Raw genomic sequence first — 16317 nt, forward strand, 5'->3', positions numbered from 1 at the left:
AGAATACTTTCATACAACTTAATCTAAGAATCTAGTCACTAAAGTTAAAAGCAGAGATATCGGGAGTAAATTCTAGGAAATTTATTTAATATTAAGATATGCTCACCAGACAGTGTCCGAAAAACCGAGGATAGCTCATATTAGAGCATTCTAAAAAAATGGAATGCTGGCTAGAGTTACTTCATAATACAGATATATTAATTGATGGACGATTTGAAATTGAAAAGAAAAATCTAAATCTAAGATTTAGAGGTTCTGAAAATCAAAGAGTTATTGATGTGAGAAAAACAGAACTAAATAAAAAAATAATTCTTGCTGAATGGGATTAAACACGATAACCAAGAAAAGAAAAAGTTTAAAAAGCTTTAATATTTTTTGTTTATACAATCTCCATAATAAAACTGGATAGTTCTAGAAGTTAAAAAACAAAATTAGAGAAATATTAAATAATAATTTAGATATCTTAAGCGATAATATAGAAATTAATTTTAAATGCACAACAACCTTAAATTAAAGGATATGTTGTGCATTTTTTAGGGGAAAAATATTGTTTATATATTAATAAATTTTTCTTATGATGCCTGTGCGTTGTAAAGAGAAGCATATATACCGCAGTGACGAATTAGCTCGTCATGGGTGCCTATTTCTGCAATTCCAGTTCCATCTAGTACTACAATTTTATCTGCACTTCTTATAGTGGATAATCTATGAGCGATTACAATAGTCGTACAATCCTTTGATATTCTATCTAGAGCTGCCTGAATTTCTCTTTCTGTTTTTGTATCAAGGGCAGAAGTTGCTTCATCTAAAATAAGGATAGGAGAATTACGCAAGATAGCACGTGCTATTGATAGTCTCTGCTTTTGTCCGCCTGATAGACGTACTCCACGTTCACCTATTATTGTATCATAGCCATTCTCAAGCCCTTGAATAAATTCATGTGCATTTGCAGCTTTTGCTGCTTGTATTACCTGTTCCCTACTTGCATCCTTCCATCCATAAGCTATGTTTTCATATACTGTACCATTAAAAAGAAATGTATCCTGCAATACCATACTTATATTATCTCTAAGACTTTTTAAGGTTACATCATTAATGTTGGTTTCGTCAATAAAAATACTTCCTTTCTGTGGATCATAAAAACGATTAAGAAGGCTTGCAATAGTAGTTTTTCCAACACCTGTAGTTCCAACAAGAGCTACAGTTTGACCAGGCTCTATTGTAAGGTTGATATTTTCTAGTACAGTAATTTCGGGTGTATAATTAAAAGAAAGATCTTTAAATTCAATTTTACCATCAACTTGCGATAATTTTTTTGCACCGGGTGTTTCTTTGACATCTGGATTTTCATCCATTACTTCAAAAACACGTTGGCATCCAGCCACTGCATTTCCAGCCATTTCCATTATCCTAGAAAAACTTTTAACAGGTCCATAGAACATGTTAAGATACATTATAAAGGCTACGATATCTCCTATGGTAGCTTCCTGTCTTTCAATAAGAATACCGCCATACATTATAACACCAACAGAGCCTAAAGCAGTAAAAAATGCTAGAAGAGGATAAGTGGTTTCAAAAAAGAAACTAGCTTTTAAGTAGGCTTTGGTGTGTTTAAGTGAAAGAGAGGCAATCTTTTTTTCTTCTCTATCCTGTTGATTAAATATCTGTATTTCTCGTATTCCTGAAAAATTATCCTGTACTGTACCTGAAAGTTCACCTCTTACTTTAGAGTTTTGATGCCATATTGGTGATAGATACTTACTCTGCCATAGAGTAATCACTATAAGAAATGGTATAGTAATAAGGCTTAGTAATGCTAGTTTAAAATTAATTGTAAAGAGGAGGATACCAACACCTACAAAGGTTAATACATTTACAACAAGGTCAGGAATTACATGAGCCAGTAAAATTTCTGCTTCCATTGAATCGTTAATTACCCTGCTTGTTAAATCTCCTGTTCGATTTTTATTAAAAAATCTAAGACCCATATGCTGAAGCTTAGTATATAGTTCAGTTCTCAAATCAGCTACATAATGGAGAGCTGCATGATGATTAAAATATCCTGAAATAGAAGCTCCGCCAGATTGTAATGCTGTAGCTAAAAGCAGCAGTAGCCCTATATTAAAAGCTTTAGTTGCAAAATCTGGATGTCCTTCTGTAGCAATACTCGTAAGCTCTCTTAGAGCCCAAGGGGTATAAAAGCCTGCTATAGTAGAAATAACTAATGCTATAAGAGCCATTATTAGATACATCCAATATTTTTTTGCACCTAAAAATATTCTTAGTGCAATCTTCATAGTGCAAATGCCCTCCTTCCAAAGTTTTGCGTAGTAGATACAGTGTTTAAAATATCGTAAGTAATACAAACAGGTCGCCCACTTTTAGGTTCATTAACAATTTCTGCGTCGATTTGAAAAGTTTTCTTAAGAACTTCTGTAGTCATAACTTTTTGGGGGGAGCCATGCTCTATGATAGTTCCTTTATGTATAGCTATCATATAATCGGAAAACCTTGATGCAAGATTCAAATCATGTAATACCATCACTATAGTGCAGCCCTGATTGCGATTCAAATCAAATAAAAGCTTTAAAACCTCTAATTGATGTGCGAGGTCAAGATAAGTAGTAGGCTCATCTAATAATATTAAATCCGTCTGCTGAGCTAAAGCCATAGCAATCCATACTCTTTGTCGTTGCCCTCCGGATAAAGTATCAACCTCCCTGTGCTCAAACTCAGTAAGCTTTGTTACTGAAAGAGCCCAGCTAATTATTTTCTTATCTTCTGGTGTAAGATTACCAAAGCCTCTTTGGTGAGGGAAACGTCCATATGCTACTAATTCACCTACAGTTAAACCATTTGGAGCAGTTGGGGTTTGTGGTAAAATGGCCATCTTCTTAGCAATGTCTTTAGTAGATACTTTACTGATATCTTCTCCACTAAGATAAACCATTCCGCTTTTAGGCTTTAGAATACGGCCAACAGCCTTTAAGACAGTGGATTTTCCGCATCCATTAGCTCCTATAATAGAAGTTATTTTTCCTTGTGGAATATCCATATTCAAAGACTTAACAATTAATATATCATCATAAGCAATATCTAACTTCTCAGCTCTAATGCTATTCATATCAATAAAACCTCCTTAATTTGCCTTAGCCAATAAATATAAGAAATAAGGCGTACTTAAAACTGTAATAATAATCCCAGTAGGAACATCTGTACCTAGACTTATAGTTCTAGTAATTGTATCTGCTAGTAAAACAATGATAGATGCCGATAGAGATGCTGCAGGCAATAAAAGTTTATGGTTAGGTCCCACAAGTTTTCTTGCCATATGAGGAGAAATCATACCCACGAAAAAGAAATTCCCACCTAAAGCAACACTACCAGAGGACAAAGCTACAGCAGCAATAGATAAGCCTAAAAATTCTGGCTTTACAGACACGCCTAATCCAGTTGCAGTCTGATTTCCTAGATTTAATGTATTTAAAATTTGTGACTTATAAAAAGTATATATAAAAAGAACAATTACCCATGGCGCAAGAATGGAAAGGTAATTCCAGTTATCACCCCAAAGACTTCCTGCACTCCAACGCTGCATAAAATCCATTTGATGCTGATCAAGCTTTAAAGTAAGCAAAGTAGTAAGAGCACCGTAACCACTACTAAGAGCAACACCAGTTAAAATTAGGCCAGTATGAGAAATATCTTTTCCTCGTCTATAAGACAAAAGAAAAATCAATGCAGCAGCAGTCATACCACCTACAAAAGCTAAAAGTGGAAGCGCAATAGCGGAAGATGTTCCTTGAGTGCTAAACATAACAACAAACATCAAAACAAAAAGTCCAGAACCAGAACTTATACCGAGAGTACCAGGACTAGCCATGTCATTTCTAAGGAGACTCTGCATAATACAACCAGAGGTTCCCATACCGATACCAACTAGAATAGATAAAATAATACGGGGAAGACGAAACTCAAAAACAATGAGATTTTCTCTAGCAGTACCCTTACCTATAATTACATTAAAAACCTCTGAAGGAGAAAGGTTCATCTTACCAGAATTAATACTGATTACGGCTATAATAAAAAGAACAAGTACCATAATCATATTAACCATAACACCACGAGAAACAGAATAACGTTGTTTTATCACTCAAACTCCCTCCTTTGTTTTCTTGAAAGATAAAGAAAATAAGGAACACCTACTACAGCAAAAATAATACCGATCGGAGTCTCATAAGGCTTATTAATAAGCCTTCCTACTAAATCAGCAGTTACAGTAAACAAAGATCCATATAAACCTGCTGCAGGTATAATATATCGATAATCAACCCCAACTAAATATCGAACTATATGAGGAACAATCAAACCTATAAACCCAACAGGTCCTACTACAATTACAGAAAGCCCTGTTAAAATTAATATAACAACCGTAGATATCCCTTTAACAGTTCTAGTCTTAAGGCCTAAGCCTACAGCTACGTCATCACCCAGGTTAAGCATAGTAATAGAAGGAGAAAGAGCAATAGAAACGATAACACCTAAAACAAAAAAAGGAAGAACAATGATAAGCTCACTCCACTTAGCACCAGCAGTACCGCCAGCAGTCCAATAAGCTAAAGCGTATGCCAATCTATATTTAATAGATAAATACTGACTAAAGGCACCGAAAAGCATGGAAATAGAAATTCCAGACAAAACAAGTCTCTGGGGTGTCATCCCTCTTTTACCTAAAGAAGCAATAAAATAAGTCATGAAAGTAGCAATGGCAGCACCAACAAAAGCAAAAAGCATCATTTGTCCATAAGAACTACTAGGTAAAAAAGCCATGCAAAGAGCAATGGCAAAAGTAGCGCCGCTACTGATACCCATTAGACCGGAATCTGCAAGTGGATTTCGTGTAGTTCCTTGCATTATGGCACCACATATAGCGAGGCTACAACCGACAATAATGTTGGCAGCAGTCCTAGGAATACGCAAAGTCTGAATAATTTGATGTTCAGTCAAAGCTGGATTAAAGTTGAAAATAGCTTCCCAGGCAGTGGACAAATTCATATCAGCAGCACCAAAAGAAATCGATGCTACCGACATAAGAATAAGAAGTCCAAGGCCTATAATCATGTGCATTATGAAATTAGCTGCGCCATGACGGCGTTTTTTAAGCTGTGAATTCTCCATGTATATATTCCTTTCAATTGTAAATTACTTTGTTAATGAATTCAGTGCATTAACCATATAGTCAAGCTGTGCAGTTAAGCTTGTAACATCTGAGTAAAAAAATAGACCTTGATATTTTCCTGGTATTTCTACTAAGCGACCTTCAGCAACGGCAGGAATACTTTTCCATAAGTCTGTTTTGGCATATTCAGATTCCTTTCCTTCTTGTCGGCACCATAGTATGTAGTCTCCGAAATATTCATGGGCAACCTCATAGCTTAAATGACCGCGCCCTGCACCGGACTCTTCAATGAGTTTTTTAAGCTTATCAGGATAGTCAAGCTTAAGGTATTCGTAAACTAGTGTGCCTCCTCTAGAGCCCGTTTCATAATATATACCGCTCCACTCCCCAGAAGCTCCCCAATCTTCCATGATACTAAAGGTTTTTCCATTAAAAGCATCACTGTTAAGGATTTTTTTCGCATCAGCTAGCTTTGTTTCAAAGGCTTTTATTGCTGCTTCAGCTTCTGCACTTTTTCCTGTAGCATCGCCTAGAAGTTGAATTCTTTCAAGAGAACTTATGCCAGACTCCGGAATAACAAGCACTGGAGCAATTTTCTTAAATTTTTCGAAATCCTCTTCATTGTAAGTTACGATAAGATCTGGATTAAGAGCCATGACATCCTCAGGTTCCCAATTTTCAATTTTTGTAGAACTAGCAAACTTATCGTAGAAAGGCATAGTCTCTTGGTCCCATGCATTATGGCCAACAACATTTAGTCTCAAGGCAAAAACATCACCGATATACCAGTTTACAACAACTCTTTCTGGGTTAGCAGGAACTTCAATATCTCCCATTACAGTACTTACAATACGAGTAGCATTATCTGGAATATTTTCATCAGATATGGCAGGTTCATTATTAGACTGAGGAGCAGTATTGGAGCAGCCTACAACAAATATAGAAGTTATAAGTACAGCAAAAAATAGAGTCATAAACTTTTTCATACAGAATTCTCCTTTATATATTTATTATAAATTTTTAGAATAACATAAGCGCTTATGTTATATGTTTGATATACTTAATTAAGTAAGACTAGACTAACTTAAAAGAATAGTAGCATTTATTTTTTTTACTGTCAATGGAGCAAAGCGGGTCATAGCTTATGTTGAGACATATTTGGATTAGAAGAATATACATATATTTAAGCTGTTGCAATGCATATGATAATAATTCTCAAATAGCATATAAAGTTATAGGAGTATAACTTACTCAAAATGGAGTAGAAAAAGGATTTTACTACGAACCTTATTTAAATTTAGAGGAGAGATCATTATGAATGAATACGAAAAACTATCTTGGGGTGCTATGGCAAATAATTATAATCTAAAAAGCAGACCTTATGGAGAGGGAACGAGCTATAATTTTCCTCCTCATTGGTCGAATGGTTGGATTTCTGAAATGAATCCATCCAAAGGATTATTTGTTGCAAGTGCATGGTTTACTCCAAATAAAGAAATAGTTCATAAGATCCATACGGATAAAGACTGTCTATGGATTTTCTGTATAGACTGTGGCGAAATTTTATATAAACAACAAGGTAAGAGAGTTCAGAAATTTTCTCCGATCACTCATATGGTGATTAATCCTAAAAAGCCATTTAATTTTACTTTTCCCAAGGATGAGCATTATTGTTTCACAAGTGTTTTAATTTCAGAAGAATTCATACAATCTTTCTTAAAAAACCGTAAGAATCCCCCTAAAATTAGTGTGGCAGATGCTCAACTATGGGAAACTCAGCATTTAAATACACCGAATATAATGCTGATTTTGGAACAGATAAGATGGGCTGTTAGAAATTCGGACATACCATTATTAGCATACGAAGGTATGGTTTTACATCTATTGTCTTCAATTGTAAGAAATTTTCCTGAGATTCCGAAGAGAAGATCCAGCAGACGTAATTACGTTACTTGGGAAAATGAACAAAAGATATATAAGATTAAAGAAATAATGGATAAAGATATATTGAATATACCTAGTATAAACGAGTTGTGTAAAGTTGCGGAAATGAGTGAAAGTAAGCTTAGAGAGTCCTTTAAAAATACTTATGGAATTCCTCTATATCAATATATTCGTATTGAAATAATGAAAAGAGGAATGCAGCTTCTATCAGCCGATCATCTAAGTATACGAGATATTTCAGAACTTTGCGGCTATAAAAATGCAGCGAAGTTCTCAGCGGCCTTTAAGGCGGTACATGGAATCACTCCAAGCGAATTTAGAAAAGCATTTAATTTATAAAATTTTAATATAGTAAGGCAATATAGTAGTTTTGTTTCAATCATAATGGAAAGAGTATAATTTACTTTTTATTCTAACCTATGATATACTATGTAAAGTTAGGTTAAGCTAACAAAAGTATATGTTCTAGGGGAGCTGTAATATGAACAAAAAGAAATACGAAGGCTTAAATTTATTTTCTGATAACCTTAATGATGCTCTTAAAATTTGGGCAGAGGCATCGATCTCTTTAATAGATATAAGATATAAAGTTATGTATTGCAATGATGTAGTGAATCAATATATAATGCCAGCAAATACATTTATTTTTACCAATGGAGGTAAAGCAACAGTAATTCTGGATGATGCTGTATTTAATGTAGAAAGACATGGTGTTTTTCATGGAGGGAAAGGAACTGAGATTTCCATATATCCTGCAAGTGATTGGCTTGAATATTATATGGTTTTATACAAGACAGGCGAGCCTGCTTTTTACAAAAGTGAATTTATTAGTTTGATGGGAAAGAGTAATCCATTCAAGCAACAGTATGGTTTCTCAACGGATAATCCAATATTCTTTCTAGAAAAGCTAAAAAAAATGCATGAAAAATGGAAAGAGTCTACTCCATTACATTTATTCTTTGGAAAAGCTTGTTTTTATGAACTTATTTATGAAATATATCGTGAGATAGAAAATAAAAATATTCAAGTATTAAAGGCAGATTTTACAACAATAGCAAAATCTTATTTAGATAAGCACTATAATGAAAATATTTCTATTCATATGATCTCTTCCATACTGGGAGTAAGCGACAGCCATTTAAGAAGAAGTTTTAAAAAGCAATATGGTAAAAGTCCTCAAGAATATTTAACTAGTATAAGACTAAGTGCAGCTAAAGAAATGCTGCTAAGAGAAAACTTTCCTGTACATATGGTAGCAGAAGCTTGTGGTTTTTCTGATGAATTTAATTTCAGCAGATTATTTTCAAAGCACATCGGTATGTCTCCTTCAAAATTTAGAGCGAAAACATCAAAATATATGAGCGATAATAACATGGATAATTTATTCTTTTCTCTTTATAATGAAAAAAGCTTAGTTAGCCTAAGCAAACATAATGAGGAAGGAGAATTTTCTATGTTTAAACAAATAAAAAGTAAAACAGTAATTGCAGCAGCCCTAAGTCTTATGCTTTTATTAACTGCGTGTAGCAATACACCTGCAAATACATCTAACCAAGATCAAGAACAATTAGTTACAAAACAAGAGCAAAGAATGGTTACAGAAGACGGAATAAGAATTGTTAATACAGTTATGGGAGAAATTGGAGTTCCAGCAAATCCCAAAAGGGTTATTGTAGATTATGTAATCGGAGATGTTATAGCCTTAGGTGTTGTACCAATAGGGGTTCGTTCTGCTTTTGAAGGAAGTGCATTTGACGATGTTATACATGATGTAACATCAATCGAGAAGTGGGATCCAGAAGAAATTATGGCTTTAGAACCTGATTTGATTATTTCAGCAGTAAAGGATGAATTTGAAGCATCATCTAAAATTGCACCTACTGTTTTCATTCCTTTTACTGAAATGTCCATGGAAGAGCGGATAACTTTTCTTGGCGAGGTATTGAACAGACAGGCAGAGGCTGAAAAGGCTATCAGAGAATACTATCAAAAAGTAGAAGAAGCTAAAGTAGTTTTAGGGCAACGAGGCATACTTGATAAAACAATCAGTATTTTTTTTGGTGATCCTACAGATGTTGCAGTAGCAGGAGATAAATGGGGACGAGGAGGCGATATTATATATAACGATCTTGGTTTTAGGGCTCCAGATGTTATTCAAAGTGAAATTATAGGGGGCGCCCAGCACAGAGATCTGTCCTTAGAGGTTTTACCTCAATATGTAGGTGATTATATCGTTTTTGATTGGGATTCAAAGCTATTTGAACAACCTACTATATGGAATTCTATACCGGCCTATGCTGAAGGCAGAGTGATTGCCTTAGATTTTGCTTTTTTCTATTATAATGATGTATACTCTCAGAGCAGACAATTAGATTTTATAGTAGATAATTTACTATCGATTACAGGAAACAATTAATTTATATTTCTTAGTAGAAAGTTTTTAAATAAGATTAAAATATATCAATATTCAATTGTTAAGAATTAATTATATAAAATAAGAGGTTCTTTAAAGACTATTGCTCTTTAAAGAACCTCTTATTTTTATTTTGTTTCTTAAAGTATGCAAATTTTAATTTAGATATGATAGAATAAGTTAGGTATAACTAACTTATTCTGTTATTAGGAGATATTATTATGAGAAATAATGAACATGAGAAAGTAATTTTTGATAAAGAAGGACTTTTAGATGCAATAAGAATTTGGAGATATTCAGCTATTGATTTAGTTGATATACGCTATAAACTCATTGACTCAGAAGAAACTCTTAGGGATTATCGCATGCCTACAAGTATGTTTCTATATACCAGCGGTGGCAAGACGGAGGTAATTCTTGATAATAAATCTTACATAGTGGAACGCTTTGGTATTTTCCATGGAGGAAAAGGGACAGCGCTTTCAATAAAGCCTATGTGTAAATGGTTGGAATATTACATAATACTATATAGAGCAGGTGAGCCACCATTTTACAAAAGGGAATTTATTAAGCTTATGGAAAAGAACGATCCATTTAAACAACAATATGGCTTTTCTCCAAGTAATCCAATATTTTTTTCTGAGCAATTGAAAAAAATGTATGAAAGCTGGAAAAATCCAGAGCCTTTGGACTTGTTTTTTGAGAAGGCATCATTTTATCAGTTTATATATGAAATTTACAAAGAATTAGAAAAAGATGATGTTTATATTTTTCAGCAAGATATTGTTGAAATGGCAAAGGTATATATAGAAAAGAATTATAATCAACAGATATCCATGCAAGAAATTGCTAATATTTTAGGCGTTAGTTCGGGGCACTTAAGAACTACTTTTAAAGATAGATATGGATTAAGTCCACAAGAGTATATGATTAGCCTTAGAATTAAAATGGTAAAAGAATATATTTCTCGATCTAATTTTAAAATTAAGGAGATCGCAAAAAATACTGGATTCTATGATGAGTATCAAATGAGTAAGTTGTTTAAAAAGCATGAAGGAATATCACCTATTGCTTATAGAGCGAAATATACATCAAATGTATTCGATATATCCATTGAAAAAGAAGATACTCTTTCCTATAATAGAGAAAGCTTAGTTAGCATAGGCAAACATAAAGAGGAAGGGGATTTTTCAATGTTTAAACAAATAAAAGGGAGATCCATCATTGCGATGGTACTCACTATGATGCTTCTTTTGTCAGCATGCAATTCTACTCCAAAAGGAATATCCATTCAGGATCAAGAGCAAACAATGACAGTACAGCAGGAAAAAGATTCTAAAGAAGAAACTAAGATAGTACATATGGCATATGGCGATGTAGAGATACCGGCTAACCCTAAAAGAGTTGTAGTAGCTTTTGTGCAGGGAGATTTACTGGCTTTAGGTATAACACCAGTAGGAACATCATTTAATGATGATGCAGTATTTTTAGAGAAAATGGAAAATGTAACCGTAATAGATGCATATGATGTAAATGAAGAGGAGATTATGGCATTAGACCCAGACCTAATTATCTGGAGTAATCCTGATGCCCATGGTACTCTTTCAAAAATAGCACCTACGCTTGCAGGAAATTTTCACGGGATGGACTATAGAGATAGATTAAGATTTTTTGGTGAAGTTTTTGGTGTGCCAGATAAAGCAGAGCAGCTTATTAAAGATTTTGAAAATAAAGTAGAAGAATCGAAAAAGCTTTTAAAAGATGCTAATTTAACTGAAAAAACTGTTATACTTCTCGAAAATCAGCAAAAAGGTGTATTGAAAGCTTTTGGAGAAGGCCGGGGCGGGGATCTTATTTATAATCATCTAGGGTTTCCAGCACCTGAAAGAATCCAGAAGGAAGTTATTGACAAAGAAGTATTCTCTATAAATATATCCTATGAGATGTTAAACGAATATTCAGCTGATTATATTTTCTCTAACAAGAATATTGCTGAGCTTCAAGATAACGCTGTTTTTAATAGTCTTGAAGCTGTACAAAAAGGTAGGCTTATAGAGACGCAAACTGGGATGTTCTGGTTTTCTGATATTATGTCAATGAATGCTCAATTAGATTTTATTGTAAATTCGCTTTTAGAGTCTGCAAATAGCTTTAAATAGTTCATCTATAATCCGAAGAGATTAGTTTATACTAGTCTCTTTTTTATATAAATGGAATAAAAAATTTTGTGCAAAATTAATGGTGCACTTCTAAATTTCCTATGTATTGAAAATAAACACCGAAATTTATGAAGCATACTTGTGTTTCCCTATTAAAGTGTACGAAATAATTTGAATATGGTATAATGAAACAAATTAAGGGAATTAAATTATAGAACTATTAAAACTCAATAAATTTATATATAAAAATATTGATTCAATATTAAAATAACAAATATGACAGACCTGAATATAAACTAATAAGTTCTAGTGCTATGCGGTTGGCAAAGTATGAGGAGGAAATAAAATGAATCTTTCAAAATCTCAATCTCATTATATTAAAGTTGTATATGAGCTTTCATCTAATGGTGAAGGAGTTCGTGTGTGTGATATTGCTCAAAAAATGGGTTTTTCTAAAGCAAGTGTAAGTCTGGCTATGACAAAGCTTGAAAAGGAAGGATTACTGCGTAAGGATAAAAAACGTCAGGTTTTTCTTACATCAGAAGGAGAAAAACAAGCTATCCAAATGATGGATAAGTTTGCAATTATTCATAAATTTTTAACAGATACTTTGAAAGTAGATGAAAAGATTGCAATGGAAGATGCCTGTGCTATTGAACATATTATCAGTGTGGATACTCTCTGTGCTCTATGCAGAGAAAGCAGTAAAGTAAATAAGAAAAGTACCTGTATAGAACACTGCAATGTATCAGAGGATAATGTAGCCAATCAGTAAGAAACATATTTATTTAAGAATTAGTTTAATGTGGAAAATATGAAGCGACATTTGAATATTATTCAGAGTCGCTTTTATCTATTATTAGGTTGTTGAATAACTAAAATTACCAATTAAAAAAGCCGAATTACAATTGAAAGATTATTCGCAGTATTAAAACAACGCTATAACTTAGAAAATGTAGCTTTCATTTCTAATATGTATTTAGGGCTAGATATGGAAACATCTAATATATTATTTTTATATTCTAATTTTTTAATTTTTGCGCCTGTATATGTAGCAAACATGAGTATTTCATTATCTATTCTTAAAAAGGAAAGAAAACCAGTAAAATGACTCTTAAACCAAGGAATTTTAGCAATGACAAACACTAAGTATGATTAAAAGTCACTCTAAATTGTATTTTTACCATATTATTAAAATTGAGAATGACAAGATATGAGTACAATTATAACTATACTCATATCTTAATAAGGAGTGAAAAAATGAATTTCAAGAATAATAAAAAATTATTCAATATCTTAAAGATAATAATTATTATAATCTTGATAATAAGTCTTTCAAATGTACTAATAAGATGTACTATCGATTACTTAGTAGATGAACTAGAACCTCTTAACTTTGGTGTTATTGAACTACCAAATTTGTATGCTGTACATAAGATAAGCGCTAGTAACCGAGTTATCGTAAAGATTTCTAATCCTGAAGCAACAGGTGGAGATATTATTATAAGAGCTGATATACGAGAGATAGGATGGAATGATAGATTTGTAATATATAAGCGTGTTTCGATCGACGGACTACCAGCAGAAGTTGGAATTATAGATACAGAAGAAAATGAAGTGTATATACTGCCAAACGGTAATATAGAAGAAAAGCTTTACGAGCTGAATGTTACAGAGGAAATTAAGCTGGAAAAGGTAGAAAATTTTTTCTCAGAAACAAAAGGTGATAGAAATAATTGATATGATAATTCTAAACAATATTTTTTATCTGAATCACTGATTAATCTATTAAGTATATAATTTATTGTAATAGCATAGGTGGGATACAATGGAGGAAGAATATATAGATTAAAGCAACAGTTAAGATATAAAAAAGCCCTTGGCATGCCAAGAGCTTTAAAACCTTTCTAAAAATATTTTATTATTTGTCATCTCATATAACTTTTTATAATATGATTTAGATTTTTCTTTATTTGTATAGGGATAGGTTGAAAGTTCTTCATCAAAATCATATAACCTAGCTAGCATAAGGAGAGAATGTATATCCTCTGGATTTTTTTCTAAAGCTTTTTCATAGCTTTCTATAGCGCCTTTATAGTCCCTTTTCAAAAGTTTTTTATCACCTTCCGTTACTTCTATTTGTCCCAAGGAGAAGTCTGTATCATTTCCTTTAACATAACCATTAGAGCTAGATAACATATTATCATTTTCGTCGTAGGCATTAACTCCCCAAAACAGCTGGACTTTTGGATTAGCATAAGCAAGGAAGGGCTCTGGAATGGGTCCCTTTTCGTCAAAGCTTAAAAAGCTATCCATATATAATATATCTTCTTTTTTAACTAGAGCTTCTGTAGTATAGTATTTTTGACCCAAATCTCTATAACCTGTTGCCCCATTAAAGGATATCCCAAATGTAATGGAATAGTATGCTGCACCATCTAATGGTTCCCATAGAAATTTAATAGTATCATCCTTTATTTCTTCTCCGTTAGCGGGAGCAATTACCTTCATTTTATCTACAAAGTCAATTTCAAAGTCATAGTTTTGACCATCTACTACATTAAAACTATGATCTTTAAAAGGATTACCTTTTAAAATCTTATCTTCTATCTGCTTTAAATCTGTTACAACCCCAATAGCATATCTACCTTCTGGTACATTAGAAAATTCGAAATTTCCGTCTTTATCTGTTTTTGTCCAAAAAGCTTCATTTGTAAATCCATGCATAGTACCATCTTTAGTATCTTGAAATTGTAAAAAAATAGGCAAATCCCTAAAAGGCTGATTTTGCAATGTTACTTTACCTGTTACCTTACCATGTGCATCTTTAGATTTTTTTAATTCCTCAAGCAGGTTCTCAAATTCAGCTTTTTCCCATTCGTTGTCGTATTCTATTATCCAACTAGTAAGTTCCTCTGCTTCATTATAGTAACCCTTTACTTCAAATGCTTTTATAATACCTTTTATTGTGAAAAGATCAATGTATTTTCGTTCTTCATTATTAACTTTGGTATAGAAACTTTTTATCATGTCTATTGCTTCTTTAATATCTCCATCATCAATTTTTATCCTTACATCATTGGAAAGCAGGTCGTATCTAATTCTTTGTGCTGGAAAGCCGGAAAATCTATTGCTCATTTCTTCATAATAGGCCCTAGTATCGGGAAAAAGATAGGCACTAGAATGCTGGGCACTTCCAAAGCCTGAACCAGAGATTATTATTTTGCCATTAGTAGCTGAAATGTATCCTGCCTTTTCAAGGGCATTTTCTGCTGCAGCAGATGTTGGGAAATGTTTATCAATTTTGTCGTAATAACTTTTAGCTGTTAGCAAATCACCATTATAATTAAATCTATCTCCAATTTTAAGCATAATAGATGGAATTAAAGAATATATAATCATAGCTGCGAAAAATGTTATAGATGAAATTAAAACAATGTGTTTTACTTTTAATCTAATTACTTTTTTCATAATTATTTTCACCGTCCTTTTCCTTGACTAACATATGGGTTATACTCCATGGTTTGTATATTAATAATTTCATACCTTGGCTCAGAAATATCTTTTATTAATATAAGGTTACCTATATACATGCCTACTAACACAACAGCTAAAGAAGTAAAGATAGCTAGGGATGGAAGAGGAATGATTAGTTCTTTTTCTAGAAAGTTTTGTAGGAATGATTGTTTTTTAGTATTAATAGGGATATTATATAGTTTATTTTTACTATTTTCTGTTAGACTTACATCTTGAAGGCTTTGATGAAATAAATTTTTTATATCTCTATCAGTTATAGTTCCTTTAATATCTTTTAATAAATTTTCTTTTTTCAATTAATCCAACTCCTTTCTTAAACGCTCTCCAAGCATATTTCTACCTCTTTGCAATCGACTTTTTACACCTGACTCGCCTATATCTAAAATTGTTGCTATTTCTTTAATTTTCATTTCTTCATAATAGTAAAGATATAAGGTTTCTCTATACTTTAAGGGAAGATCCATTAAAATCTCTCTTATTTTTGCTATTTCTTCTTTTTTTATAATTTCATATGTAATTGAGGGGGTTTCACTACTTTCTTTTACACCATCATGGAAAGCAATCCAAGCTTTTCTTCTTTTTTTCCTTAAAGCCTGTTTAGCATTATTTATAGTGATTCTTGTAACCCAAGTAAGTAAGGTGCTTTTTCCACTAAATCTATGGATGTTTCTATAAATATTAATATAGCTTTCTTGTAGAGTATCTTCAGCTAATTGATAATCTCCTATAATTATATAAGCTAAACGGAGGAGTTTTTCTCCATAGTATTCTATCAATTGATGATAGGCTTCAACATCTCCTGCTTTAAGTCTTCTAACTAGGCTCTCTTCGCAATCTTCCATAGATTTTCACCTCCTTTTATCTATTAGATGATTAATATACAAAAAGGTCGCAGAATATTTTTATATTTTATAAACATAATATCTTAAGATAATATAAAAACAAATTATTAATATGTAATAGATTAATAATTTATCTTAGTTTCAAGTGATTGAAATAGTGTTAATTGTTTTGAACACTATGTTTAGATAATTTAAAACTCAGTTTAGATAAAGTTTTAGAATTGTTAACTGTAGGATAAGCTA

Annotated in this window: 14 protein-coding genes; 6 read left to right on the forward strand and 8 right to left on the reverse strand. The window is 32.5% G+C overall.

Going from position 1 to position 16317, the window contains the following annotated elements:
- Positions 1-158: 158 nt before the first annotated feature.
- On the forward strand, positions 159-329 hold the full coding sequence (locus KQI88_RS05815) for a 4Fe-4S cluster-binding domain-containing protein (RefSeq protein WP_216415414.1): 171 nt from the start codon (positions 159-161) through the stop codon (positions 327-329).
- Between the two features lie 243 nt (positions 330-572).
- Here the strand turns inward: KQI88_RS05815 and KQI88_RS05820 are convergent, their stop codons facing one another.
- From KQI88_RS05820 to KQI88_RS05840, 5 genes are read right to left on the reverse strand one after another with little or no spacing between them, the layout of a single operon-like run.
- Positions 573-2297: an ABC transporter ATP-binding protein gene (locus KQI88_RS05820; protein WP_216415415.1), complete on the reverse strand. Its 1725-nt coding sequence runs from the start codon at positions 2295-2297 to the stop codon at positions 573-575.
- Entirely contained in the window at positions 2294-3124 is an 831-nt protein-coding gene (locus tag KQI88_RS05825; protein WP_216415416.1) for an ABC transporter ATP-binding protein, read from the reverse strand. Before KQI88_RS05825 ends, KQI88_RS05820 begins: the two co-directional genes overlap by 4 nt.
- A 15-nt stretch (positions 3125-3139) precedes the next feature.
- A complete protein-coding gene (locus KQI88_RS05830) occupies positions 3140-4153 on the reverse strand; it encodes a FecCD family ABC transporter permease (RefSeq protein WP_216415417.1) in 1014 nt (337 codons plus the stop codon).
- Complete coding sequence (locus KQI88_RS05835; RefSeq protein ID WP_216415418.1) at positions 4150-5178, reverse strand: FecCD family ABC transporter permease; 1029 nt, start codon at positions 5176-5178, stop codon at positions 4150-4152. The genes KQI88_RS05830 and KQI88_RS05835 overlap by 4 nt, the downstream gene beginning before the upstream one ends.
- 24 nt (positions 5179-5202) lie before the next feature.
- Positions 5203-6165, reverse strand: coding sequence for an ABC transporter substrate-binding protein (locus tag KQI88_RS05840; protein WP_216415419.1), 963 nt, complete (start codon positions 6163-6165; stop codon positions 5203-5205).
- Positions 6166-6493: 328 nt separating this feature from the next.
- Between KQI88_RS05840 and KQI88_RS05845 the strand changes: the two genes are divergently transcribed.
- The 5 genes from KQI88_RS05845 (at position 6494) to KQI88_RS05865 (ending at position 13435) form a co-directional block, all read left to right on the forward strand.
- Positions 6494-7462 carry a helix-turn-helix domain-containing protein gene (locus KQI88_RS05845; RefSeq protein WP_216415420.1) on the forward strand — a complete coding sequence of 323 codons (969 nt, stop codon included), beginning with the start codon at positions 6494-6496 and terminating at the stop codon, positions 7460-7462.
- 142 nt (positions 7463-7604) lie between these two features.
- Positions 7605-9539, forward strand: a complete 1935-nt coding sequence (locus KQI88_RS05850) for a helix-turn-helix domain-containing protein (RefSeq protein ID WP_216415421.1) — start codon at positions 7605-7607, stop codon at positions 9537-9539.
- A gap of 218 nt (positions 9540-9757) precedes the next feature.
- Positions 9758-11695 carry an ABC transporter substrate-binding protein gene (locus KQI88_RS05855; RefSeq protein WP_216415422.1) on the forward strand — a complete coding sequence of 646 codons (1938 nt, stop codon included), beginning with the start codon at positions 9758-9760 and terminating at the stop codon, positions 11693-11695.
- Between the two features lie 346 nt (positions 11696-12041).
- Positions 12042-12470: a metal-dependent transcriptional regulator gene (locus KQI88_RS05860; protein ID WP_216415423.1), complete on the forward strand. Its 429-nt coding sequence runs from the start codon at positions 12042-12044 to the stop codon at positions 12468-12470.
- Between the two features lie 485 nt (positions 12471-12955).
- Positions 12956-13435, forward strand: a complete 480-nt coding sequence (locus tag KQI88_RS05865) for a hypothetical protein (RefSeq protein ID WP_216415424.1) — start codon at positions 12956-12958, stop codon at positions 13433-13435.
- A gap of 156 nt (positions 13436-13591) precedes the next feature.
- On the opposite strand, the gene KQI88_RS05870 is transcribed toward KQI88_RS05865, so the two are convergent.
- From KQI88_RS05870 to KQI88_RS05880, 3 genes are read right to left on the reverse strand one after another with little or no spacing between them, the layout of a single operon-like run.
- Positions 13592-15166 (reverse strand): hypothetical protein, encoded by a 1575-nt coding sequence (locus KQI88_RS05870; RefSeq protein ID WP_216415425.1) that lies wholly within the window; start codon positions 15164-15166, stop codon positions 13592-13594.
- 8 nt (positions 15167-15174) lie between these two features.
- Positions 15175-15528: a hypothetical protein gene (locus KQI88_RS05875; protein ID WP_216415426.1), complete on the reverse strand. Its 354-nt coding sequence runs from the start codon at positions 15526-15528 to the stop codon at positions 15175-15177.
- Positions 15529-16074 (reverse strand): RNA polymerase sigma factor, encoded by a 546-nt coding sequence (locus tag KQI88_RS05880; protein ID WP_216415427.1) that lies wholly within the window; start codon positions 16072-16074, stop codon positions 15529-15531.
- Positions 16075-16317: the final 243 nt, after the last annotated feature.

This window comes from Alkaliphilus flagellatus, assembly GCF_018919215.1.
Classification (GTDB): Bacteria; Bacillota; Clostridia; order Peptostreptococcales; family Natronincolaceae; genus Alkaliphilus_B; species Alkaliphilus_B flagellatus.